This is a genomic window from Kitasatospora sp. NPDC058478 (assembly GCF_042720345.1).
In the GTDB taxonomy this organism is placed as follows: Bacteria; Actinomycetota; Actinomycetes; order Streptomycetales; family Streptomycetaceae; genus Kitasatospora.
In genome coordinates, this window is sequence record NZ_JBHXML010000020.1 from 57,138 (window position 1) to 74,649 (window position 17,512).

Sequence of the window (17,512 nt, forward strand, 5' to 3'; positions counted from 1 at the left end):
GTGTCGGCATCTGGTGCAGGACGTGGCGGCGGATCCGTCAGGTCCGAGGGCCGGCCTGAACTGGCCCGGCGTCAGTGGCGTAGCCCTTCCGGCCGACGCCGGTCACCGGGCGGCGGTGACGCCCGGGGTGAGGCGGAGTCGCTCGGGGCGGGACGGGGAGCGGAGGTCCTCCGGGGCGAGCAGGTCGCGGCGGGCCTGCCAGGCGAGCAGCCGCTCCAGGGCCTGCTGGTCGCGCTCGTCCGCCGTCCCGGCCGTGGCGCCCGGGCCGACCTCGCGCAGCAGGACGCGGGTCGGCTCGCCGTCCTCGCCCGGCATGACCTCCAGGACGGAGAACCACGAACCGGGCGGGAACACCACCTCGGGCTCGCCGTCCTCGGCGATCACCGAGGTGCGGCGGCCGGTCGCGGACCACACCAGGAACTCGACCGGCGTCCCCGGTACGACCTCCAACGCCGGCGTCCCGACCACCGGCGCGGGCTCCACCAGCAGCGTCCCCGGCACGTAGTGACGCAGCTCCTCCTCGCCCGCGTCGGCGCCCAGCAGCACGGCGCCCCGGTGGTTCGGCAGCCGCCGCAGGCCGGATCCCAGGCACGCCAGGTACGGGTCCAGCGGCCCGGAGCCCGGTCGGCGGGCCGCCACGACCAGCTCGGTGTGCAGGACCGGGACGCCCGTGTCGACGTGGTGCAGGTAGACCGCCGCGAGGTCGCTCTTGAGGTCGTCCCGGGAGTGCGAGCGCAGCGCCGGCAGCCGCATGGCGACCTGCTCGGCGCGGCTGGCGCAGCGCTGGAAGTGCTCGCCCAGGAGCGCCCGGAAGGCGGTCCGCTCGGCGGCCGTGCTCGGGCGGCCGGAGACGGCGGTGCCGTCGGGGGCGAGGAGGCGGGCGCGGGTGGGGGCTTCGGGCTCCGGGGCGGGGGCCGGCTCGGGTTCGGGGACCGGTTCGGGTTCGGGGACCGGGGCTGGTTCGGGTTCGGGCTCGGGTTCGAGGGCGGGCTCGGGGTCCGGGAGCGGGGCCGGTTCGGGCGTGGGTGCTTCGGCGGCGGGCGGTGCGGCCGGTTCGGGGATCTGCGGCTGGGCCTGGACCGGGGCCAGGGGCTCCGGGAGGGTGGCGGTAGCGGTGGCGAACTCTTCGTCTGGGGCAGGTACTTGGGCGTCGGGGTCGGTTGTGGTGGTGGTCTGGGTCCGGACCGCCGAGGCCGGCGGGATGGCCGCGGTGATGGTGGCGGCGGTGGCGAACTCGCCTTCGGGGGCCGGTCGTTGCGGGTCGACCGCGGCGGCCTGCACGGTGGCCGGCACGGCGGGCTGGGCGGGCTGCGCCGCGGGGAGGAAGCTTCCGCGGCGTGCGCCGTCGATCAGCAGCTCGGGTGCGGTCGCACCGGGGGTGGTGAGCGCGGCGCGCAGCTCGTCCAGGACGGCGAGCACCTCGGGCGGCACCGTTCGCCCGTCCGCGCCCGCGATCAGCAGCGGGTGGGCCGGGTCGGGGTCGCGCAGGCGGGGCCCGCGGTCCTGCGGCGGCTCCTCGGGGCGCAGCCACAGGCCGGCCGGCACGGCCTCCAACCGCCAGCCGGTGACCGGGGATTCGTAGAGGGCCGGTCCGCAGGCGGCCGGGCCGCCGGGGGTGGTGCGCCAGGCGGAGGCGACCACGCGGCGCCTGGTGGGGGAGGCGGTCAGCTCGGTCAGCCACGGTTCCCAGGTGGGGGTGCCGTCGGAGGCCAGCACGCGGGAGGAGAAGCCGCTGGTGGTGCGCATGGGCAGGCCGACGGCGGCCCGGAGGTCGTGGCCGAGTTCGGTGGCGAGCCCGGTGGCGAGGGCGGTGAGCGCGCCGGTGGCGGCCCAGGGGGCGCTGAGCAGCAGGTCGGCCTCGGGGCCGGGGAGCAGGCGGCGGAGCCGGGCGGCGAGCTCGGCGGCCGGGGGGAGGGGCGCGCCCGGGTGGCCGACGACGAGGATGACGGTGCCCTCGTCGGCGGTGGCCCTGGTGAGCGGGCCGGACGGGCCGTCGGGGTCGGGCTCGCTGCGGAACCAGTAGCCGTGCGGCAGCGCGGTGACCAGCGGGTCGGCGGGCGCGGCGGGCGGTGTGGGCGCGGCGGGCGGTGCGGCCTCGACGCGCCGGGCGGGGGCGGCGGGCTCCGGGGCCGCTGCGGCGGGGCCGGGCGCGGACACGGCGCCCAACGGAACGCCCCGCGCGGGCGAGGCCACGACGGGCGCGGCCACCGGAAGCTCCAGCACGGCGGTCTCCGCCATCGGACGCTTCATCACCACGGTCTCCGCGGCCGAGCCGGCCGAGCCGGCCGAGTCGGTCGGTGCGGCGGCCGGCTCCGTCGGCAGCGGCCAGACCGGCCCGAGCCGGCGCACCTGTCCGGCCGGGGTGCAGAGCCACCAGGAGGACGGCGCGTCGTCCGTCGGCCCGCTGGTCAGCAGGGTGCCGTCGGGGCGGAGGGTGACCAGCCCGTCCGGGGCGACGACGCCGATGCCGGTCAGTTCGGCGATCCGTTCGGCGGGGCGGGGCCCGGTGTCCGGGGCGGTGGCCAGGCCGGAGGCGGCGAGGACGAGCGCGGTGGCGTCCCGGGCGGTGGCGGTGCGGGTCAGCTCGTCGAGCCGGCCGAACAGGACGGCCGGCGCGTCGGGGGCGGCGGCGAGGACGGTGACGGTCCGGGTGACGGCGGTGAGCCGGCCCAGCGCGGCGGTCATCGCGGCGGGCAGGGCCGCCGGGCCGGTGCCGTCCGCGCCGCCGGGGGCGATGACGAAGTGCGGGCCCACCTGGTGCAGGGCGGCGGGCCCGGCGGCGGGGGTGTTCCGACGGAAGGCCAGTCGGCGTTTCGCCGGGGCGGCGCCCGGCGCGTCCCCTGCCGCCTGCGCTGATGTGCTCATCGTCCCGCCCGCCCTCCGTCCGCGCGGCCGCGTCTGCCGCACGTGTCACCAGGCTCTACGGCCGCCTCGCCTCGCCGGGTTCACCGGCTCGCCCGGCTCGCCCGACTCACCCCTCGTCCCCGTCCTCCGCCATGACGGCGGTCTGCACCTGGACCGTGCGCCGGCGGGTGATGTGCAGGCCGCGCCCGGCCGGGAAGGCGCGGGGCTTGGTGGAGCCGAACAGGAAGCCCTCGCTGGGCGGGCAGGACAGCAGCACCACCGGGGTGTTGACCTCCTCCAGCTTGCGCAGCAGCTGGTCGGAGGAGGCCCGCCCGATGCCGTTGGCGCTGCGGGCGACGATCAGGTGCAGGCCGAGCTCGGCGCCCTGCGCCAGGTAGTCGAGCAGCGGCGCGAAGGGGTGGGCGCCCATGCTGCTGGAGGAGCCGGCGACCAGCTCGTAGTCGTCGACCACGATGAACAGTTCGGGGCCCTCCCACCAGTCCCGCAGCCGCAGCCGGGCCGGCGCGATGTCCGCGTCGGGCAGTCGGTTGGCCATCGCCCGTGCCGCGCCGTCGACGATCTGGCGCAGGACGTCCACGGCCACCGCGTGGCCCAGCCGGTACTCCTCGGGCACCGCCCCCTGGAGCACCCGGCGGTAGTCGACGAGCATGATCCGGGCCTCGTTGGGCTGGTAGGCGGTGGTGATGGCGGAGGCGACCAGCTTCAGCAGGTTGGTCTTGCCCGCCTCGCTGTCGCCGACCACCAGCAGGTGCGGCGTCTCCTCGAAGTCGTGCCACATCGGGGTGAGCGAGACGTCCTGGATTCCGAGCGGGACGCGCAGCCGGCCCTCGGGGGCGGGCAGTGCGGCGACGGGCAGGGTGAGCGGCAGCATCCGGATCTCGGGCGCGCGGGGGCCGGCCCACTGCTCGGCGATCGCGTCGACCAGGTCGGCGACGCCCTCGCCGAGGTCCTCGGTGCCGCCGCCGTCCATCCGGGGGAGCGCGGTGAGGAAGTGCATCTCGTCGGAGGTCAGGCCGCGGCCGGGGATCTTCGGCACCTTTCCGGCGGCCCGCATGTTGATCGCGGAGTCGACCGCGTCGCCGAGCCGCAGTTCGAAGCGGGTGCCCAGGAGGTCGCGCAGTGCGCCGGTGACCTCGCCCCAGCGGGTGGTGCCGACGATCAGGTGGATGCCGTAGTTGAGGCCGCGCTGGGCGATCAGGGTCAGGGCGGGCGCGAGGTCCGGGAACTCCTGGCGGACGGTGTTCCAGCCGTCGATGACCAGGAAGACGTCGCCGTGCGCCTCCTCGGGCAGCTCGCCCGCCGTCAGACGTCGGCGGAAGGACGACACCGAGTCGATGCCGAGCTCGGCGAAGCGCACCTCGCGCCGGGCGAGGATGCTGTTGACCTCCGCGACGGTGCGCACCACCCGCTCGGGGTCGTGCCGGCCGGTGATCCCGCCGACGTGCGGCAGGCCGCGCAGCGAGGAGAGTGTGCCGCCGCCGAAGTCCAGGCAGTAGAACTGCACTTCGCGCGGGGTGTGGGTGAGCGCGAGAGCGGTCATCAGGGTGCGCATCAGGGTGCTCTTGCCGCTCTGCGGACCGCCCGCGATGCCGACGTGGCCGCCGGAGCCGGACAGGTCGGCGGTGAGCAGGTCGCGGATCTGCTGGAAGGGCCGGTCGATGACGCCGACCGGGACGGTCAGGGTGCCCCGGCCCGACGCGGCCTCGGTGGTGAGGCCGAGTTCGGGGTGCGGCGCCAGCGGCGGCAGCAGCTGGTCCAGGGTGGGCGGCACGCCCAGCGGCGGCAGCCACACCTGGTAGGCGGGCGGCCCGACGTCGGTCAGCTTCTCGGCGGCGAGGGCCAGCAGGGTGCGGGTCTCCTCGGGCACCTCCGCGACGGCCGGCTCCTCGGGCACCGCGACGGGCTGACGCGGCGCCACGTAGTCGGTGCCGTAGACGGCGACCTGCCCGGCCACCGCCTCCTGGCGGGCCTCCGGACGCCGGACCCGGTAGGGGCCGGAGACGTACGCGGCCTTGAACCTGGTCAGGGTGGCGATGTCGCTGCGCAGGAATCCGTTGCCGGGCTGGGAGGGCAGCTGGTAGGCGTCGGGCACGCCGAGGACGCCCCGGCTCTCCATGGCCGAGAAGGTCCGCAGGCCGATCCGGTAGGACAGGTGGGACTCCAGGGCGTGCATCCGGCCTTCGTCCAAGCGCTGCGAGGCGAGCAGCAGATGGACGCCGAGGGAGCGGCCGAGGCGGCCGATCATGATGAAGAGGTCCATGAAGTCGCGGTGTGCGGCGAGCAGTTCGCTGAACTCGTCGACCACGACGAACAGCGTCGGCAGCGGCTCCAGCGGGGTGCCGGCGGCACGTGCCGTCTCGTAGTCCAGCAGCGAGCTGTAGTTGCCGGCGGAGCGGAGCAGCTCCTGGCGGCGGACCAGTTCGCCGTGCAGGGCGTCGCGCATCCGGTCGACCAGGGCGGCCTCGTCGGCCAGGTTGGTGATCACCGCCGAGGTGTGCGGCAGCCGGTCGAGGCCGAGGAAGGTCGCGCCGCCCTTGAAGTCCACCAGGACGAAGTTCAGCACCTCGGAGGAGTGGGTGAGGGCCAGCGCCAGCACCAGGGTGCGCAGCAGCTCGGACTTGCCGGAGCCGGTCGCGCCGATCAGCATGCCGTGCGGGCCCATGCCGCCCTGCGCGGACTCCTTGATGTCCAGTTCGACGGGCGTGCCGTCGCCGGCGATCCCGAGCGGGACCCGCAGCCGGTCGGCGATCCCGCGCCGTGACCAGCCGTCGCCGACGTTGTGCCGGTGCAGGTCGCGGATGCCGAGCAGCGAGGCCAGGTCGAAGTCGCTCGCCAGCGGCTCGCCGGCCTCGCCCGGGTCGCCGATCCGGTACGGGGCCATCAGCGCCGCCAGCCGGCGGGCGGCCGGCAGCGGCAGGGCGTCCGGCCGGCCGAGGTCGGTGACGTCGTCCTGATGGTTGCGGTCGGCGCCGACCATGGCCAGCCGGCCGTCCTCGATCCGCAGCCGCAGCCGGAACCGCAGCGGCTTCCAGTCCAGCGTGTCACCGAGGTCCAGCAGCGTGGCGTTGCGGTAGCCGGCCAGTGCCGCCCGGCTGCTCGCCCCCGCCTGCGGGCCGTCCAGCACGATCACGGTGTATGGCTCGTCCCGGTTCGGCTGGGTGTCCGGCTCGTACGGGGGCCGCCCGGCGAACTCGGCGCCGAGCAGCTGCTCGATCTCCACCACCGAGCCCGCCACCAGCCGCACCGGCCCCACCCCGTCGGTGTCCACCGGGTGCACGGCGTGCGGCAGCCACTTCGTCCACTCCCAGTCCGCGCGGTGCTCCGCGTCGGTGACCACGGCGATCCGCAGCTCGTCGGGGGCGTGGAAGGCCGCCAGCTGGGCCAGCATCGCGCGGGCCAGGGCCCGGGTCGCGGCCCGGTCCTCGCCGCGCAGCAGTACCTGGGCGTACCCGCGCAGGTAAACGGCGATGGGCTGGTCGGCGACGGTGCCGTAGGCGTTGATGAAGCGGCGCAGCGCGTGCGCGCACAGCGGCTCCAGGTCCTCCACCGGCTTGGTGGACAGAGGTGCGAGCCGGACCGCGAGGCGCTGGTGCCCGAGGCCGATCCGGACGTCGCCGAAGTCGGGGTGCGCGCTGCGCCGTTCCCACAGCCGCGAGGTGCGCACCAGCGCGGGCAGGACGTCGGGCGCGGGGTGGCGCCAGGCGAGCGCCTCCTGTTGGCGGGAGATGTGCCCGCGGACCTGGCGGCGGACCTGGGCGAGGTAGCGCAGGTAGTCCCGGCGCTCGGCGCGCAGCTCCCGCTTGCGGTCGCTGGAGCTGCGGATCAGTTGGGTCACCAGCATGCCCACGGCGGACAGGCCCATCATGCCCATCGCGACGTAGGTCATGATGCCGCCGCCGTCGCCGGGACGCAGGAAGATGAAGACCATCGAGAGCGAGCTCAGCGCCATCGGCGCCATCGAGATCATGCTCGACATGCCGCTCTGCGCCTCGGGGAGGACGGGCGGCTCCTGCAACTGGATCTCGCCGTCGGGCATCGCCGGGCCGGGGCGCCGTGGCGGACGGTTGACCAGCACCACACTCAACGAAGGGCTCCTCGCGCAGGGGAAGGGCCGCTCGCTGCGTCGGCGGCCCGGGACGCGCACCGTCCACCCGGGACGACGGGCGGCGGGCCCGGCCGGGTTCACCCCGTTCGGCGGGGAAGGCGCGGCGCCGACGTCGAGGACGGCCGTGAACGGCTGTGAACGCCCGCGAACGGCTGCCGCGAAACGGATTCCGGCAGGCGGTGAACCCTCCGGGCCCCGCCGTCCGTGCCTCCTGGTGAGGTGACGCCCGGGCTCGCCCATCCCCCAGGCGCCCCCGGGCCGTCACCTCGCCACGCCGTTCTGAGGCCAGGGCAAAAGGGAGAAGTGTGAACGGGAGTGCCAACGGGACCGCCGTCGCCGGACTGTGCCGACTGAGGTTCCGCGCACCCGAGGCGGTGTTCGAACTCGCCGTCCCCGCCGACGTGCCGCTGGCCGACCTGCTACCGGCCGTCCTGCGCCACGGCGGCCCCGGGCTGGAGGAACAGGGCGTCGAACACGACGGCTGGGTGCTCCAGCGCCTCGGCGGCCCGCCCCTGGACGAGGAGTCGAGCGCCGAGGCGCTCGACCTGCACGACGGCGAGGACCTCTACCTGCGCCCGCGCCGTGAGGCGCTCCCCGAGGTGCACTACGACGACCTCGCGGACGGCGTCGCCACCGGCATGCGGGAGCGCCCCGACACCTGGCGTCCCGCCGTCACCCACCACGTGGCGCTCGGGCTGGCCCTGGCGGCCCTGGCCGGCGGGCTCGCCCTGCTCCTCCTCCCGGGCGCGGTGCCGGCCCGCGAACTCGCCGGCGCCGTCACCGGACTGCTCCTGCTGCTCGGCGCCCTGAGCGCCTCCCGGGCGGTCGGCGACGCGGGTGCCGGCACCGCGCTCGGCGCCATGGCCGTGCCCTATCTCGCCCTGACCGGCGCCCTGCTGCCCGCCGACGGCGCCTCCGCCACGGGGGCCCGGCTGCTGGCCGGCGGCTGCGCGGCCGCCGGCGCGGCGGTGCTGGCGATGGCCGCGGTCGGCTGCTCGGCGCCGCTCTACCTCGGCCTGGTGCTGTTCGCCCTGAACGTCGTGGTCGCGGGCGTACTGGTGCTCGCCGGGATGACCGCGCCCGAGGCGGCGGCGGCCCTGGCCGTGCTCGCGGTGATCGTCGGAGCCTTCGTCCCGGGGATCTGCTTCCGCCTCTCCGGCCTGCGGCTGCCCGCGCTGCCGCGCAACGCCGAGGAGCTCCAGGAGGGCATCGCGCCCGTCCCGAGCGCCACCGTCCGCAGCCGCAGTGACGTCGCCGACGGCTTCCTGACCGCCTTTCACCTGGCACTCGGCCTGGTCCTCACCCTGAGCATCACGCAGCTGGCCGCCGCGCCGGGCTGGGAACCGGCGGCGCTCACGGCGGCCCTGTCCGTCCTGCTGCTGCTGCACTCCCGGGCGATCGGCAGCATCACGCAGCGGCTCACCGTCCTGCTGCCCGGTGCCTACGGCCCGGCGCTGCTCCTCGGTCACCTGGTGCTCCGCGAGCAGGGCGGCGAGCGGCTGTTGGTGCTGGGCGGGCTGCTCGCGCTGGCCGCCGCCCTGGCCGTCGTCTCCTGGACGATCCCCGGCCGGCGGCTGCTGCCCTACTGGGGCCGGGCCGCCGACCTGCTGCACACGCTCGCGGCGGTGGCGGTGATCCCGCTGGCGCTGGCCGTGGCCGGGGTCTACCACGGGCTCAGGGCCATCGCCGGCTAGGGCGTGTCCGGCGGATCCTGCCGGACACGCCCCAGCCGCGCGACGCCCCTGACATTCCGTCCTCAAGGAGAACCACGCCATGCAGTCGAAGCGCGACCAGGTTCAGGCGCACCTGTTCGTGATGGGCCGGCTCGCCACCGGGATGCTCCGCGGCGAGCCCGACGCGCCCGACACCCCGGCCGGGCGCACCTCCCGGGGCACCGTCACCGGGCTGATCATCGCCGTGCTGGTCTGCCTGGTGGTCACCCTCTACGGGGTGGTCGTCCCCGGCGGCGCCACGGCCTGGAAGAAGCCCGGCACGCTGGTGGTGGTCAAGGAGAGCGGCGCCCGCTACCTGTACCTGGACGGCAGCCTGCACCCCCTGCTGAACGAGGCCAGCGCCCGGCTGCTCGCCGGCGACCAGCTGATCGTCGACCAGGTCGGCACCAAGTCGCTGGCCGACACCCCCCGCGGCGTCCCGGTCGGCATCCTCGGCGCCCCCGACGGCGTGCCCGCCCCCGACCGGCTCGCCGACACGCCCTGGTTGGCCTGCGCCGTCGACCGGCCCGGCCCCTCCGGTGGCCGCACCCCGCAACTGGCCCTCGCGATCGGCCCCGGCAACCGGGGCGTCGGCCTGACCGACGGCCAGGGCCTGCTGGTGGCCGCCCCCGACGGCGCCCAGTACCTGCTCTGGCACGGCCGGCGGCTGCGCCTGGACACCCGCTCCGGTGCCCGGCAGGCCCTCGGTCAGACCGCCGTCGCCGCCTACCCGGTGACCACCGCCTTCCTCAACGCGACCACCGCCGGACCCGACCTGGCCGCCCCCGCCGTCGACGGGCGCGGCCAGGCCGGACCGCAGCTCGCCAACCGCCCCACCCGGGTCGGCCAGCTCTTCACCGGCCCCGGCGGCGACCCCTACCTGCTGACCTCGGCCGGACTGGCCCCGCTCAGCCGGATGGCCTTCGAGCTGCTGCGCAACGACTCCCGCACCCAGGACACCGCCTACGAGGGCGCCGCCGTCACCCCCGCCGCCCTGGGCGGGAGCGACCTGGCCGCGCACACCGCGCCGGCCCTACCGGCCGCCGCCGGGCTGCCGACCGCGCCGCCCGAGCTGCTGACCGTCCCCCAGGGCCGCGGCGTCTGCGCCGACCTGCGCCTCACCGACCAGGCCCCGACCACCATCGTCACCCTGGTCGACGCCGCCGCCGTCGCCGGCCTGCCGCCGACCGCCCAGCCGGGCGTCGAACCGGCCTGCGCCACCGCCGACAGCATCGCCGTCCGCCCCGGCGGCGGCGCCCTGGTGCGGGCCCTCTCCAGCGCGGGCGTCGGCGACACCCTCTACCTGGTCACCGACACCGGGGTGAAGTACCCGCTGGCCTCGCCCGCCGTCGCCAAACAGCTCGGCTACGGCCAGGTCGTCCCGACCGCCGCACCCGAGCCGCTGCTGACCCTGCTGCCGACCGGGCCCAGCCTCGACCCGGCCCTCCTCAGCGGCGCCGCGACACCCGCGCCGCTCCCGTCCGGACCTGCCTGCCCGAGGTGAACCGGCTGCTGCCACGGGGCCGTTGATGGAGATGAGCCGGGCGGCCGAGAGCCCGGAACCGACGAAGGGAAAACCTGTGACCACTCCCAATCTGCAGACGGACGACGCGGTCGTCCGGAGCGTTCTGGCGACCCTGGAGACCCACATCGAGACGATGCTGCGCGCCGCAGGGCAGGTCGAGGCCGTCAACGGCGAGGTCCAGCAGCACTTCCAGGCCGCGTGCAGCACCGCGTACCAGGGGAAGATCCACGACTGGCAGACCAGGTACGGGCAGCTCAGGAGCGCCTACGACACCTTCCACGGGAGCTTCTCCACCGGGCACCAGCACGTCAACAACGCCCATGACGAGGCCCTCGGGTACACCGGCTCCTGGGGCAGCGGCGGCCCCGGCTCCGAGGTCTACAACGGCCTCAACCCCTGACACCAACCCCCGTTGCCCCGCCCGGCCGTGGCCCGTCCGGGCCGGACGGGCGCCGATCGAAAGGACTGTCCGATGGCGGACATCAGGCTCAACCACGCGAACATCGACGAGGCGGCGGACGCCCTCACCCAAGCCGGCCAGGGCATGCGTACCGCCATGGACGACTGCATGGCGGCGATCAGGACCGCCGAGAGCCAGCTCCAGGGTGACCTGGCCGCCGCGGCCCACGCCTTCTACCAGGTGCTGGCCGCCCAGAACTCCACCATGAACGACGACATCGTCCAGGGCGCCGACGTCCTGCGCACCATGCACGGCCTGCTGCGCGACGCCGACAAGCAGGCCGGCGCGGGTATCCACGGATGACGGTGATCGAGCGGGGCCAGGGTCGGGGAGGCCGCGATGGGTAGTTCGACCGACCCCGGAAACGTCGACTACGAGCACACGCTCAGCATCAACCACGACGATCTGGAGTACTTCGCGTACACCCAGCTCGAAAGCTACAAGCGCGAGCTCGCGAACGATCCCGGTTTCGTGGCGATCGGCGGGTTCGGCGGGCACGGGACCGGCCAGTACACCGCCCTGTTGACGGGGCACGGCGCCGAGCTGCCCGTCGCGGACCGGGTCAGGACCAACTTCGCGCAACTGGCCAAGGGGCTCTCAGAGGATCTGATCCTGCTCGGCACGCAGATGAGCGAGGCCCAGCTGAGGATCAAGGCCACTCTGGGGATCATGGACACCGCCCACGAAGAGGCGATGACGGCGGCGGAGATGATGGAGATCCTCAACGAGGTGGTGAAGGTCACCCCTCCGAAGAGCGAAACGACGTCGAGCTGACCACCCGTCCGGTGAGCCTTCGGGTTCACCGGATCCAGCCACCCCCGAGGCCGCCGGCCGGCCGGCGGCCGCCCCGTCATGCCTCACCCGATTGGAGAGAGAGAAGCCCGTGGCCACCATCCGCTGGGAGGACGCGCTCAAGTTCTTCGCCTCCGAGGCGCAGCGCACCGCCAAGATCGCCACCAGGGAGCAGGTCACCACCACCACGGGGGACCAGCGCTGGTTCACGCCGGTGAAGAAGTTCGAGTGGGGGACGGGCTTCTGCAGCTACGGGTCGACCGAGGGAAAGTTCGCCGGTGGGGCGGTCCCCGACCTGTGGTGGGCGTGGAACTACACGTACCAGGGGGGGAACTACCATGCCCTGATCACCCTGAGCTTCAACGACAAGGACTTCGGCGACCACCCGGACAACGTGCTCCACAAGTTCAGGGATCAGCGGCAGGACATCCTCTCGCCCTTGTGGTTGGGCGACAAGCACAACGACACGATCAACTCCGACTCCCTGCGGGCCGCTGCGACGGCCATCGGGAAGGTCAGATCCTGGCTGGCCACCTGGGAACCGAGGGTGAAGGGCTGGGCGGCGAAGATCGACGCGCCGGACAGCAACTGGCAGGGGAGCGCCGCAGGCGAGTTCAAGACGCTCCTCGAGCGGTACGCGCTGGAGATGGCGACCATCCGCCTCCAGCTCGACGGCGAGCCGTACGAGACCGACCTCAACACGGCAGCCGCCGCCATCGACTTCGCGGCTGCGGGCATGGACATGATCGGCTCGAACTGGGCCTTCGACCCACTGTCCTGGCCCGCGCAAGCGAGCCTTCAGGCGTTGACGGAGACGTTGAAGGACGTCCAGCCGGAGTTCACCACCATCCCCAGCGACGGGGCGGTCAAAACCGCCTTCGGGGATCCTCGGAACGATGTCTTCTACCTCCAGTTGGAGCAGCGGGCCAAGGCCATCTGGCTGGAGAACGTCGTGAAGTACCTGGACAACCGGCACTTCGGCACCGTGATCGACGTCGCAGCAGGCGGGGGCTCCGACCCGATGGCCGGGCTGGAGGCGGCCTACATGCAGCTGAACGCGGACTTCGGCTTCGGCTACCGGCCGGCCAGTCTGACCCTGCCGCCCGTGCCGGTACCGGACCCCACGAAGGACGGGACCGACCCCGGCAAGGACGGGCCCGACTCCAAGAAGGACGGTGGCGACGGCAAGGTCGACCTGAGCGGCAGTGACGGTGGCGGTGGTGGCGGCGGGGGCGGCAAGTTCGACCTCGGCGGCGGTGCCGGGGGTGGCGCCGGTGGCGGCGGTGGTGGTTCGAAGACCCATGTCCCGCCCCCGGTCGTCGGTGGCGGTGGCGGCGGGATCGGTGGCGGCATCGGGGGCGGCGGAGGGCTCGGCGGTGGTTCGGGGACTCCCATCCTCGACAAGGACCACAAGCCCGTGCTGGACGCCGACAAGAAGCCGGTGCTGCTTCCCCCGGGCGGGTACATCGACGCGAAGGGCCAGGTGCACGACGCCAACGGCCAGGTGGTCCGGGGCAAGGACGGCAAGCCGGTCGTCGTGCCCGTGGGATCGGACGTCCCGCCGGGTACGGGCGGTGGTGTCTACGGCCTGAACGCCAAGGTGCCCAAGGGCTCCAAGGTCCGGGATGACGGGACGGTGGTCGACGCCGACGACAAGCCGGTGCTGGACCGCGACGGAAACCCGGTGGTGCTGCCCAAGGGCGGTTCGATCGCTGCGGACGGCACGCTGCTGGACGCCACCGGTCGCCCGATCTCGGACATCGCCCAGCGGTACACCGACCAACAGCACGCGATCAATGCGCTGGTCGCCGGCTCCGGTTCCGGCGGAGGAAGCGGTGGAGGAGGCGGTGGCGGTGGAGGGGGCGGCGGCATCCGCCCGCCGTCCATCGGCTCCGGCTGGCAGTTGGACCTCGGTTCCTTCGGTGACTACGGGAGCGGCTCCAGCGGACTCTCGGGTGTCGGGTCCGGCTCCGGCTCCGGCGGGCTGGGCTCGTACGCCGGCCTGTTCGGCGGTGCGGGTGGCGGCGTGGGCGGCGGGGTCGGTGGCGGTTCCGGCGGCAGCTCGTCGGGCAGTGGCCAGATGCCCCGGCTGGCAGGCTCCGGTGGCGGAATGAGCCCCAAGACCATCGAGAGCAGCGGTGGGGTCGCACCCGTGAGCAAGCTCGGTACGGTCGCCCCGGCGGGGGAGAAGGCCGCGATGAGTCAGAAGGCGGCCTCCGCGCTGGCCGAGGAGGAGGCCGCGATGCGGGGCCGGTCGGTGTCCACCAGCGGCGGTGGCGGGATGATGCCGCCGATGGCCGGCGGTATGGGCGGCGGCGCCCAGGGCGAGAAGGACCGCCAGCGGACCACCTGGCTGGCCGAGGACGAGGAGGTCTGGGGCACCGACACCGGAGCGGTGAACGGTGTGATCGGCCGCTGAGGCGGACCGCCGTCGTGAAAGTCGTGAAAGCCGGGGGAGTCGGGAGAGTCCGACAGAGCTCGGAGCAGTTCGGAGGAGTGGAAAGATGACGTTCTCGTTCGAGGAACAACTGGCCCAGGCCATGGAGTCGTTGGCGGAGCAGCAGGCGAAGATGGCCGAGGCGACGCAGCAGTTGCGGGCGATGACCGCCTCGGCGACCAGCAAGGACCGGACGGTCACCGCGAAGGTGGGCTCCCAGGGCGAGGTGATCGCGCTGACCTTCCACTCCACCGCCTACAGGTCCATGGCCCCGGCCCAGTTGAGTGCCGTCCTGGTGGACGTGCTCAACGAGGCCAAGGCCCGGATGGGCGATCAGGTCATCGCCTCCATGCGGACGTTCGAGGGCGTCGGCGAGACCTTGCGGATGAACTTCACGGGCGAGCGCGAGGACGAGGACCTGTTCGCTGCGGGCGGGCTGGACCTGGAGTCGCTGCTGGCCCCGCTCACGGCGATGCGCCCGGGGGCCGATCCGGCGGCGAAGCAGGCCCACAAGCAGGAGGAGTTCAATGGCTAAGAGCCTGGTGACGAGCACGGACCTCAAGGCCCTGTTCAACGAGTTCCCCGATCTGGCGGCCCTGGTCGGCAAGATCAACGACGAGATCAACGACATCAACCAGAAGAACGTCAAGGGCGGCGGTGGCGACGAGATCGGCAAGCAGTACCACGAGAAGATCGACAACCCCATGGCGAACCTGACCACCCTGCTCACGCAGATCAGGGTCAAGCTGCTGGCGGCCGGTCTGCACGGCACGAGCACGGTCCAGCTCTTCGACGACGTCGACGAGCACAACCGAAACCTGGTGTGACCCGAGGCCAGGGCCTGTCCGGCAAGATCGGCCGGACAGGCCCTGGTGCTCGACTCCTTCGCGTCCTCGCCCCACCTCCCCCCGACAGCTCCGCACCCGGAGGCCCTCCGTCATGTCCCACTCGTCCATCCAGGTGTCCCCGGGTGTCGCCACGTTCTTCCACGTCCTCACCGGCATGCCCTGGCCGCAGTCGGACGAGGGCCTGCTGCGGGACGTCCGGGACGACTACCTCGAGCTGGCCAAGGACCTGCCGCAGCTGAAGGAGTACATCATTCAGCTCGTGGCGGCCTGCACGCCGCAGAAGTACGCGGGGGAGGCCGCCGACGCCTTCAGGGGCGAGATGAAGCGGTTCATCGGCGCGGAGGAAAAGGAGGGGGCCACCGACTACGTCAGCGTCGCGGGCGAACTCTGCACCAATCTCGCCGAGTTCGCGGGAAAGGTCGCGAACACCGTCGAGTACACGAAGTGGATGATCATCGGTCAGATCGTCCAGCTGCTGATCGAGATCGCGCTGGCCATTTTCTGGTCCCCGTTCACCGGCGGCACCTCGCTCCTCGTGGTCGAGCCCGTCAAGCAGGTCGTCAAGACGATCATCATCAACCTGCTGAAGAAGCTCCTCCAGGTGATCCTGATGCACACCTTCTTCGGTGTGGTGGGCGGCCTGGCGCTGGACGCGATCCTCCAGGGCATCCAGTTCGGCCAGGGCAACCGGCACGAGTGGGACAAGGACCTGACCAAGCAGGCCGCGATCTTCGGCGCGATCAGCGGCATCATCGCCGGCCCGCTGCACCTGCTGGGCATGGGCCTGGGCAAGCTCTTCGGCAAGATGTTCGGCAAGCTCTTCGTTTCGAACGAACTGAGCGCCTCGCTGAAGAGCCTGGCCGCCGGGCTCGCCAAGGGCGGGGCCAAGGACCTGGAGAAGCTCGGGGCCAAGGAGCTCGCGAACCTCGGCGCCGGCGAACTGAAGAACCTCGCCAGCAAGGAAATAGCCAACGCCGGGGGCAAGGGCGCCGGGAAGGCCGGGGCCAAGGAGGCCGGGTCCGGCGCCGGCCGGGCGATCGGGGACAAGACGGCGAACGAGTTCGCCAACAGCCTCGAAAAGATCCTGCGGGAGAACTCCGCCTTCCTCTCCAAGGGCTTCGCGGCCGGCGGCAAGACCGGCGCCAAGGCCGGGGCCCAGTTCGCCGAGAACATGGCGAAGTCCTTCGAGAAGCACCTCGGCACCGCCCTCGGCAAGGACCTCGCCCGCGAGCTGGGAACGGCGTTCGGCAAGGAGTTCGCCCAGAAGTGGGCCAAGTCGGCGGAATCCCGCGCGGGCCTGGCCGTCGCCCTGCGCGAGATCGCGAACAACTCCAAGGTCGCCAGCGGAGAGCTCAAGCTCCTGGCCGAGAAGCTTCCCGAACTCGCCGGCCGCGTCGGCAAGATGAACACGATGTTCGTGCTCGGCCACGTGCTCGGCGAGCAGGTCAAGAACGGCCTCAACCAGTACCTGACCGAGGGCTTCTACAACCTGATCTTCGAACCGAACCACGAGTTCTCGGCCGGCGGTTCGAGCTTCCTCGCCGGCTTCCTCATGGGCGGCGCACGCCACCTGATGCACGGCCTCACCTCGCCCCTGATGACCAAGTACGTCAACTTCGTCCGGGACCTCCAGCACGCCGACATCCCCCACGACGGCAGCAAGTACTTCCACGCGCTCCACCCCCTCACCCTGCTGTCCGTGGCCACCAACCTGTCCGGCCACGCCGCGCCGTTCCCGGTGCCCAGGCTCGGTGAGCGCCTCCCCGCCCCGACCGAGGGCGGACCGCACCTGTCCAACATCGAGGGCGGCGGCCACACGAGCTCGCTCACCCCGCCGTCCGGCTCGCACCGCACCGACGGCGGGCCCAGCACCGAGGGCGGGTCGAAGACGGACGGCTCCGAGGCCGGCAAGTCGACGGGCTCGAAGCCGCCGGTCGGTGCGGAGACGCCGGGTGGGGACAAGGCCCCCAAGCCCGGCTCGCAGACCGGCAACGGTGGCCGGCCGACCCCGGACCCCGCCACCCGCCGCCCCACCGAGTCCGGGGGCGACCAGGGCAAGCAGACGGGTGGCAACACGGCGACGGCGGGTGGCGGCGACCCGAAGCCGGATCCGCGGCCTGCACCGAAGCCGGAGCCCAAGCCGGACCCGAAGCCGGATCCCAAGCCGGACCCGAAGCCGGAGCCCAAGCCGGACCACACGCCCGACCCTCCGAACCCCGACCACACGAAGGACCCCAAGCCGGACCCGAACCCCGACCACAAGCCCGACCCGAAGCCGTCCAAGGAGGGCGACGGGCGGCCGCCCAAGACCGAGGGCGGGCCGGAAGGCAGCAAGGACCCCGACCCGAACGGCCCTCGCAAGGACACCCCCAAGTCCGAGTACGAGCTCCAGCGCGAACACCTCCGGGAACAACGCCTTCAGGGCGAGAAGGATCGTGCGGCGGCTGCTGAGGCTGCTCGTAAGGCGAAGGAGGCGTCGGATTCGTCCCTGGCGGACGGTGACGGGGTCAAGAAGCCTGGTGGCGACGGTGAGGAGGAGCCGCGGCCTGACCCGATGTACACGGCGCAGGGTGAGATCCACCGGGATCTGCGTGCGCAGGGTGAGTTGCAGCGGGAGCTGCGTGCGCAGGCTGAGAAGGCTCGTCAGGCGAGGGAGGCGTTGAATCCGTCGCAGGCGGACGGTGACGGGGTCAAGAAGCCTGGTGGCGACGGTGAGGAGGAGCCGCGGCCTGACCCGATGTACACGGCGCAGGGTGAGATCCACCGGG

At 73.2% G+C, this 17,512-nt stretch carries 10 protein-coding genes and 1 pseudogene; 9 read left to right on the top strand and 2 right to left on the bottom strand.

Features of this window, described 5'->3' with window-relative positions; translation table 11 throughout:
* Positions 1 to 102 precede the first annotated feature (102 nt).
* Positions 103 to 2,865, bottom strand: coding sequence for a hypothetical protein (locus tag ACFWPT_RS13650; RefSeq protein ID WP_380481815.1), 2,763 nt, complete (start codon positions 2,863 to 2,865; stop codon positions 103 to 105).
* A 106-nt stretch (positions 2,866 to 2,971) separates the two neighbouring features.
* Positions 2,972 to 6,949 (bottom strand): type VII secretion protein EccCa, encoded by a 3,978-nt coding sequence (gene eccCa, locus ACFWPT_RS13655; RefSeq protein WP_380481817.1) that lies wholly within the window; start codon positions 6,947 to 6,949, stop codon positions 2,972 to 2,974.
* A gap of 326 nt (positions 6,950 to 7,275) precedes the next feature.
* On the opposite strand from eccCa, the gene eccD reads away from it, so the two are divergent.
* The 9 genes and pseudogenes from eccD to ACFWPT_RS13700 all read left to right on the top strand — a co-directional run.
* Positions 7,276 to 8,664, top strand: coding sequence for a type VII secretion integral membrane protein EccD (gene eccD / locus ACFWPT_RS13660; protein ID WP_380481819.1), 1,389 nt, complete (start codon positions 7,276 to 7,278; stop codon positions 8,662 to 8,664).
* Between the two features lie 79 nt (positions 8,665 to 8,743).
* Positions 8,744 to 10,186, top strand: a complete 1,443-nt coding sequence (gene eccB, locus ACFWPT_RS13665; RefSeq protein WP_380481821.1) for a type VII secretion protein EccB — start codon at positions 8,744 to 8,746, stop codon at positions 10,184 to 10,186.
* Positions 10,187 to 10,262: 76 nt separating this feature from the next.
* The gene (locus tag ACFWPT_RS13670; RefSeq protein ID WP_380481823.1) at positions 10,263 to 10,607 is read left to right on the top strand and encodes a hypothetical protein; all 345 of its coding nucleotides are present in this window, start codon (positions 10,263 to 10,265) and stop codon (positions 10,605 to 10,607) included.
* A gap of 72 nt (positions 10,608 to 10,679) precedes the next feature.
* A complete protein-coding gene (locus ACFWPT_RS13675; RefSeq protein ID WP_371521976.1) occupies positions 10,680 to 10,970 on the top strand; it encodes a hypothetical protein in 291 nt (96 codons plus the stop codon).
* A gap of 36 nt (positions 10,971 to 11,006) precedes the next feature.
* On the top strand, positions 11,007 to 11,441 hold the full coding sequence (locus ACFWPT_RS13680) for a hypothetical protein (protein ID WP_380481825.1): 435 nt from the start codon (positions 11,007 to 11,009) through the stop codon (positions 11,439 to 11,441).
* Positions 11,442 to 11,550: 109 nt separating this feature from the next.
* Positions 11,551 to 13,878: a hypothetical protein gene (locus tag ACFWPT_RS13685; protein WP_380481827.1), complete on the top strand. Its 2,328-nt coding sequence runs from the start codon at positions 11,551 to 11,553 to the stop codon at positions 13,876 to 13,878.
* 85 nt (positions 13,879 to 13,963) lie between these two features.
* Positions 13,964 to 14,431, top strand: a complete 468-nt coding sequence (locus ACFWPT_RS13690; protein WP_380481829.1) for a YbaB/EbfC family nucleoid-associated protein — start codon at positions 13,964 to 13,966, stop codon at positions 14,429 to 14,431.
* Positions 14,424 to 14,723: a hypothetical protein gene (locus ACFWPT_RS13695; RefSeq protein WP_380481831.1), complete on the top strand. Its 300-nt coding sequence runs from the start codon at positions 14,424 to 14,426 to the stop codon at positions 14,721 to 14,723. The genes ACFWPT_RS13690 and ACFWPT_RS13695 overlap by 8 nt, the downstream gene beginning before the upstream one ends.
* 112 nt (positions 14,724 to 14,835) lie before the next feature.
* Positions 14,836 to 17,512 (top strand): annotated as a pseudogene (locus ACFWPT_RS13700) (hypothetical protein); the annotation flags it as partial.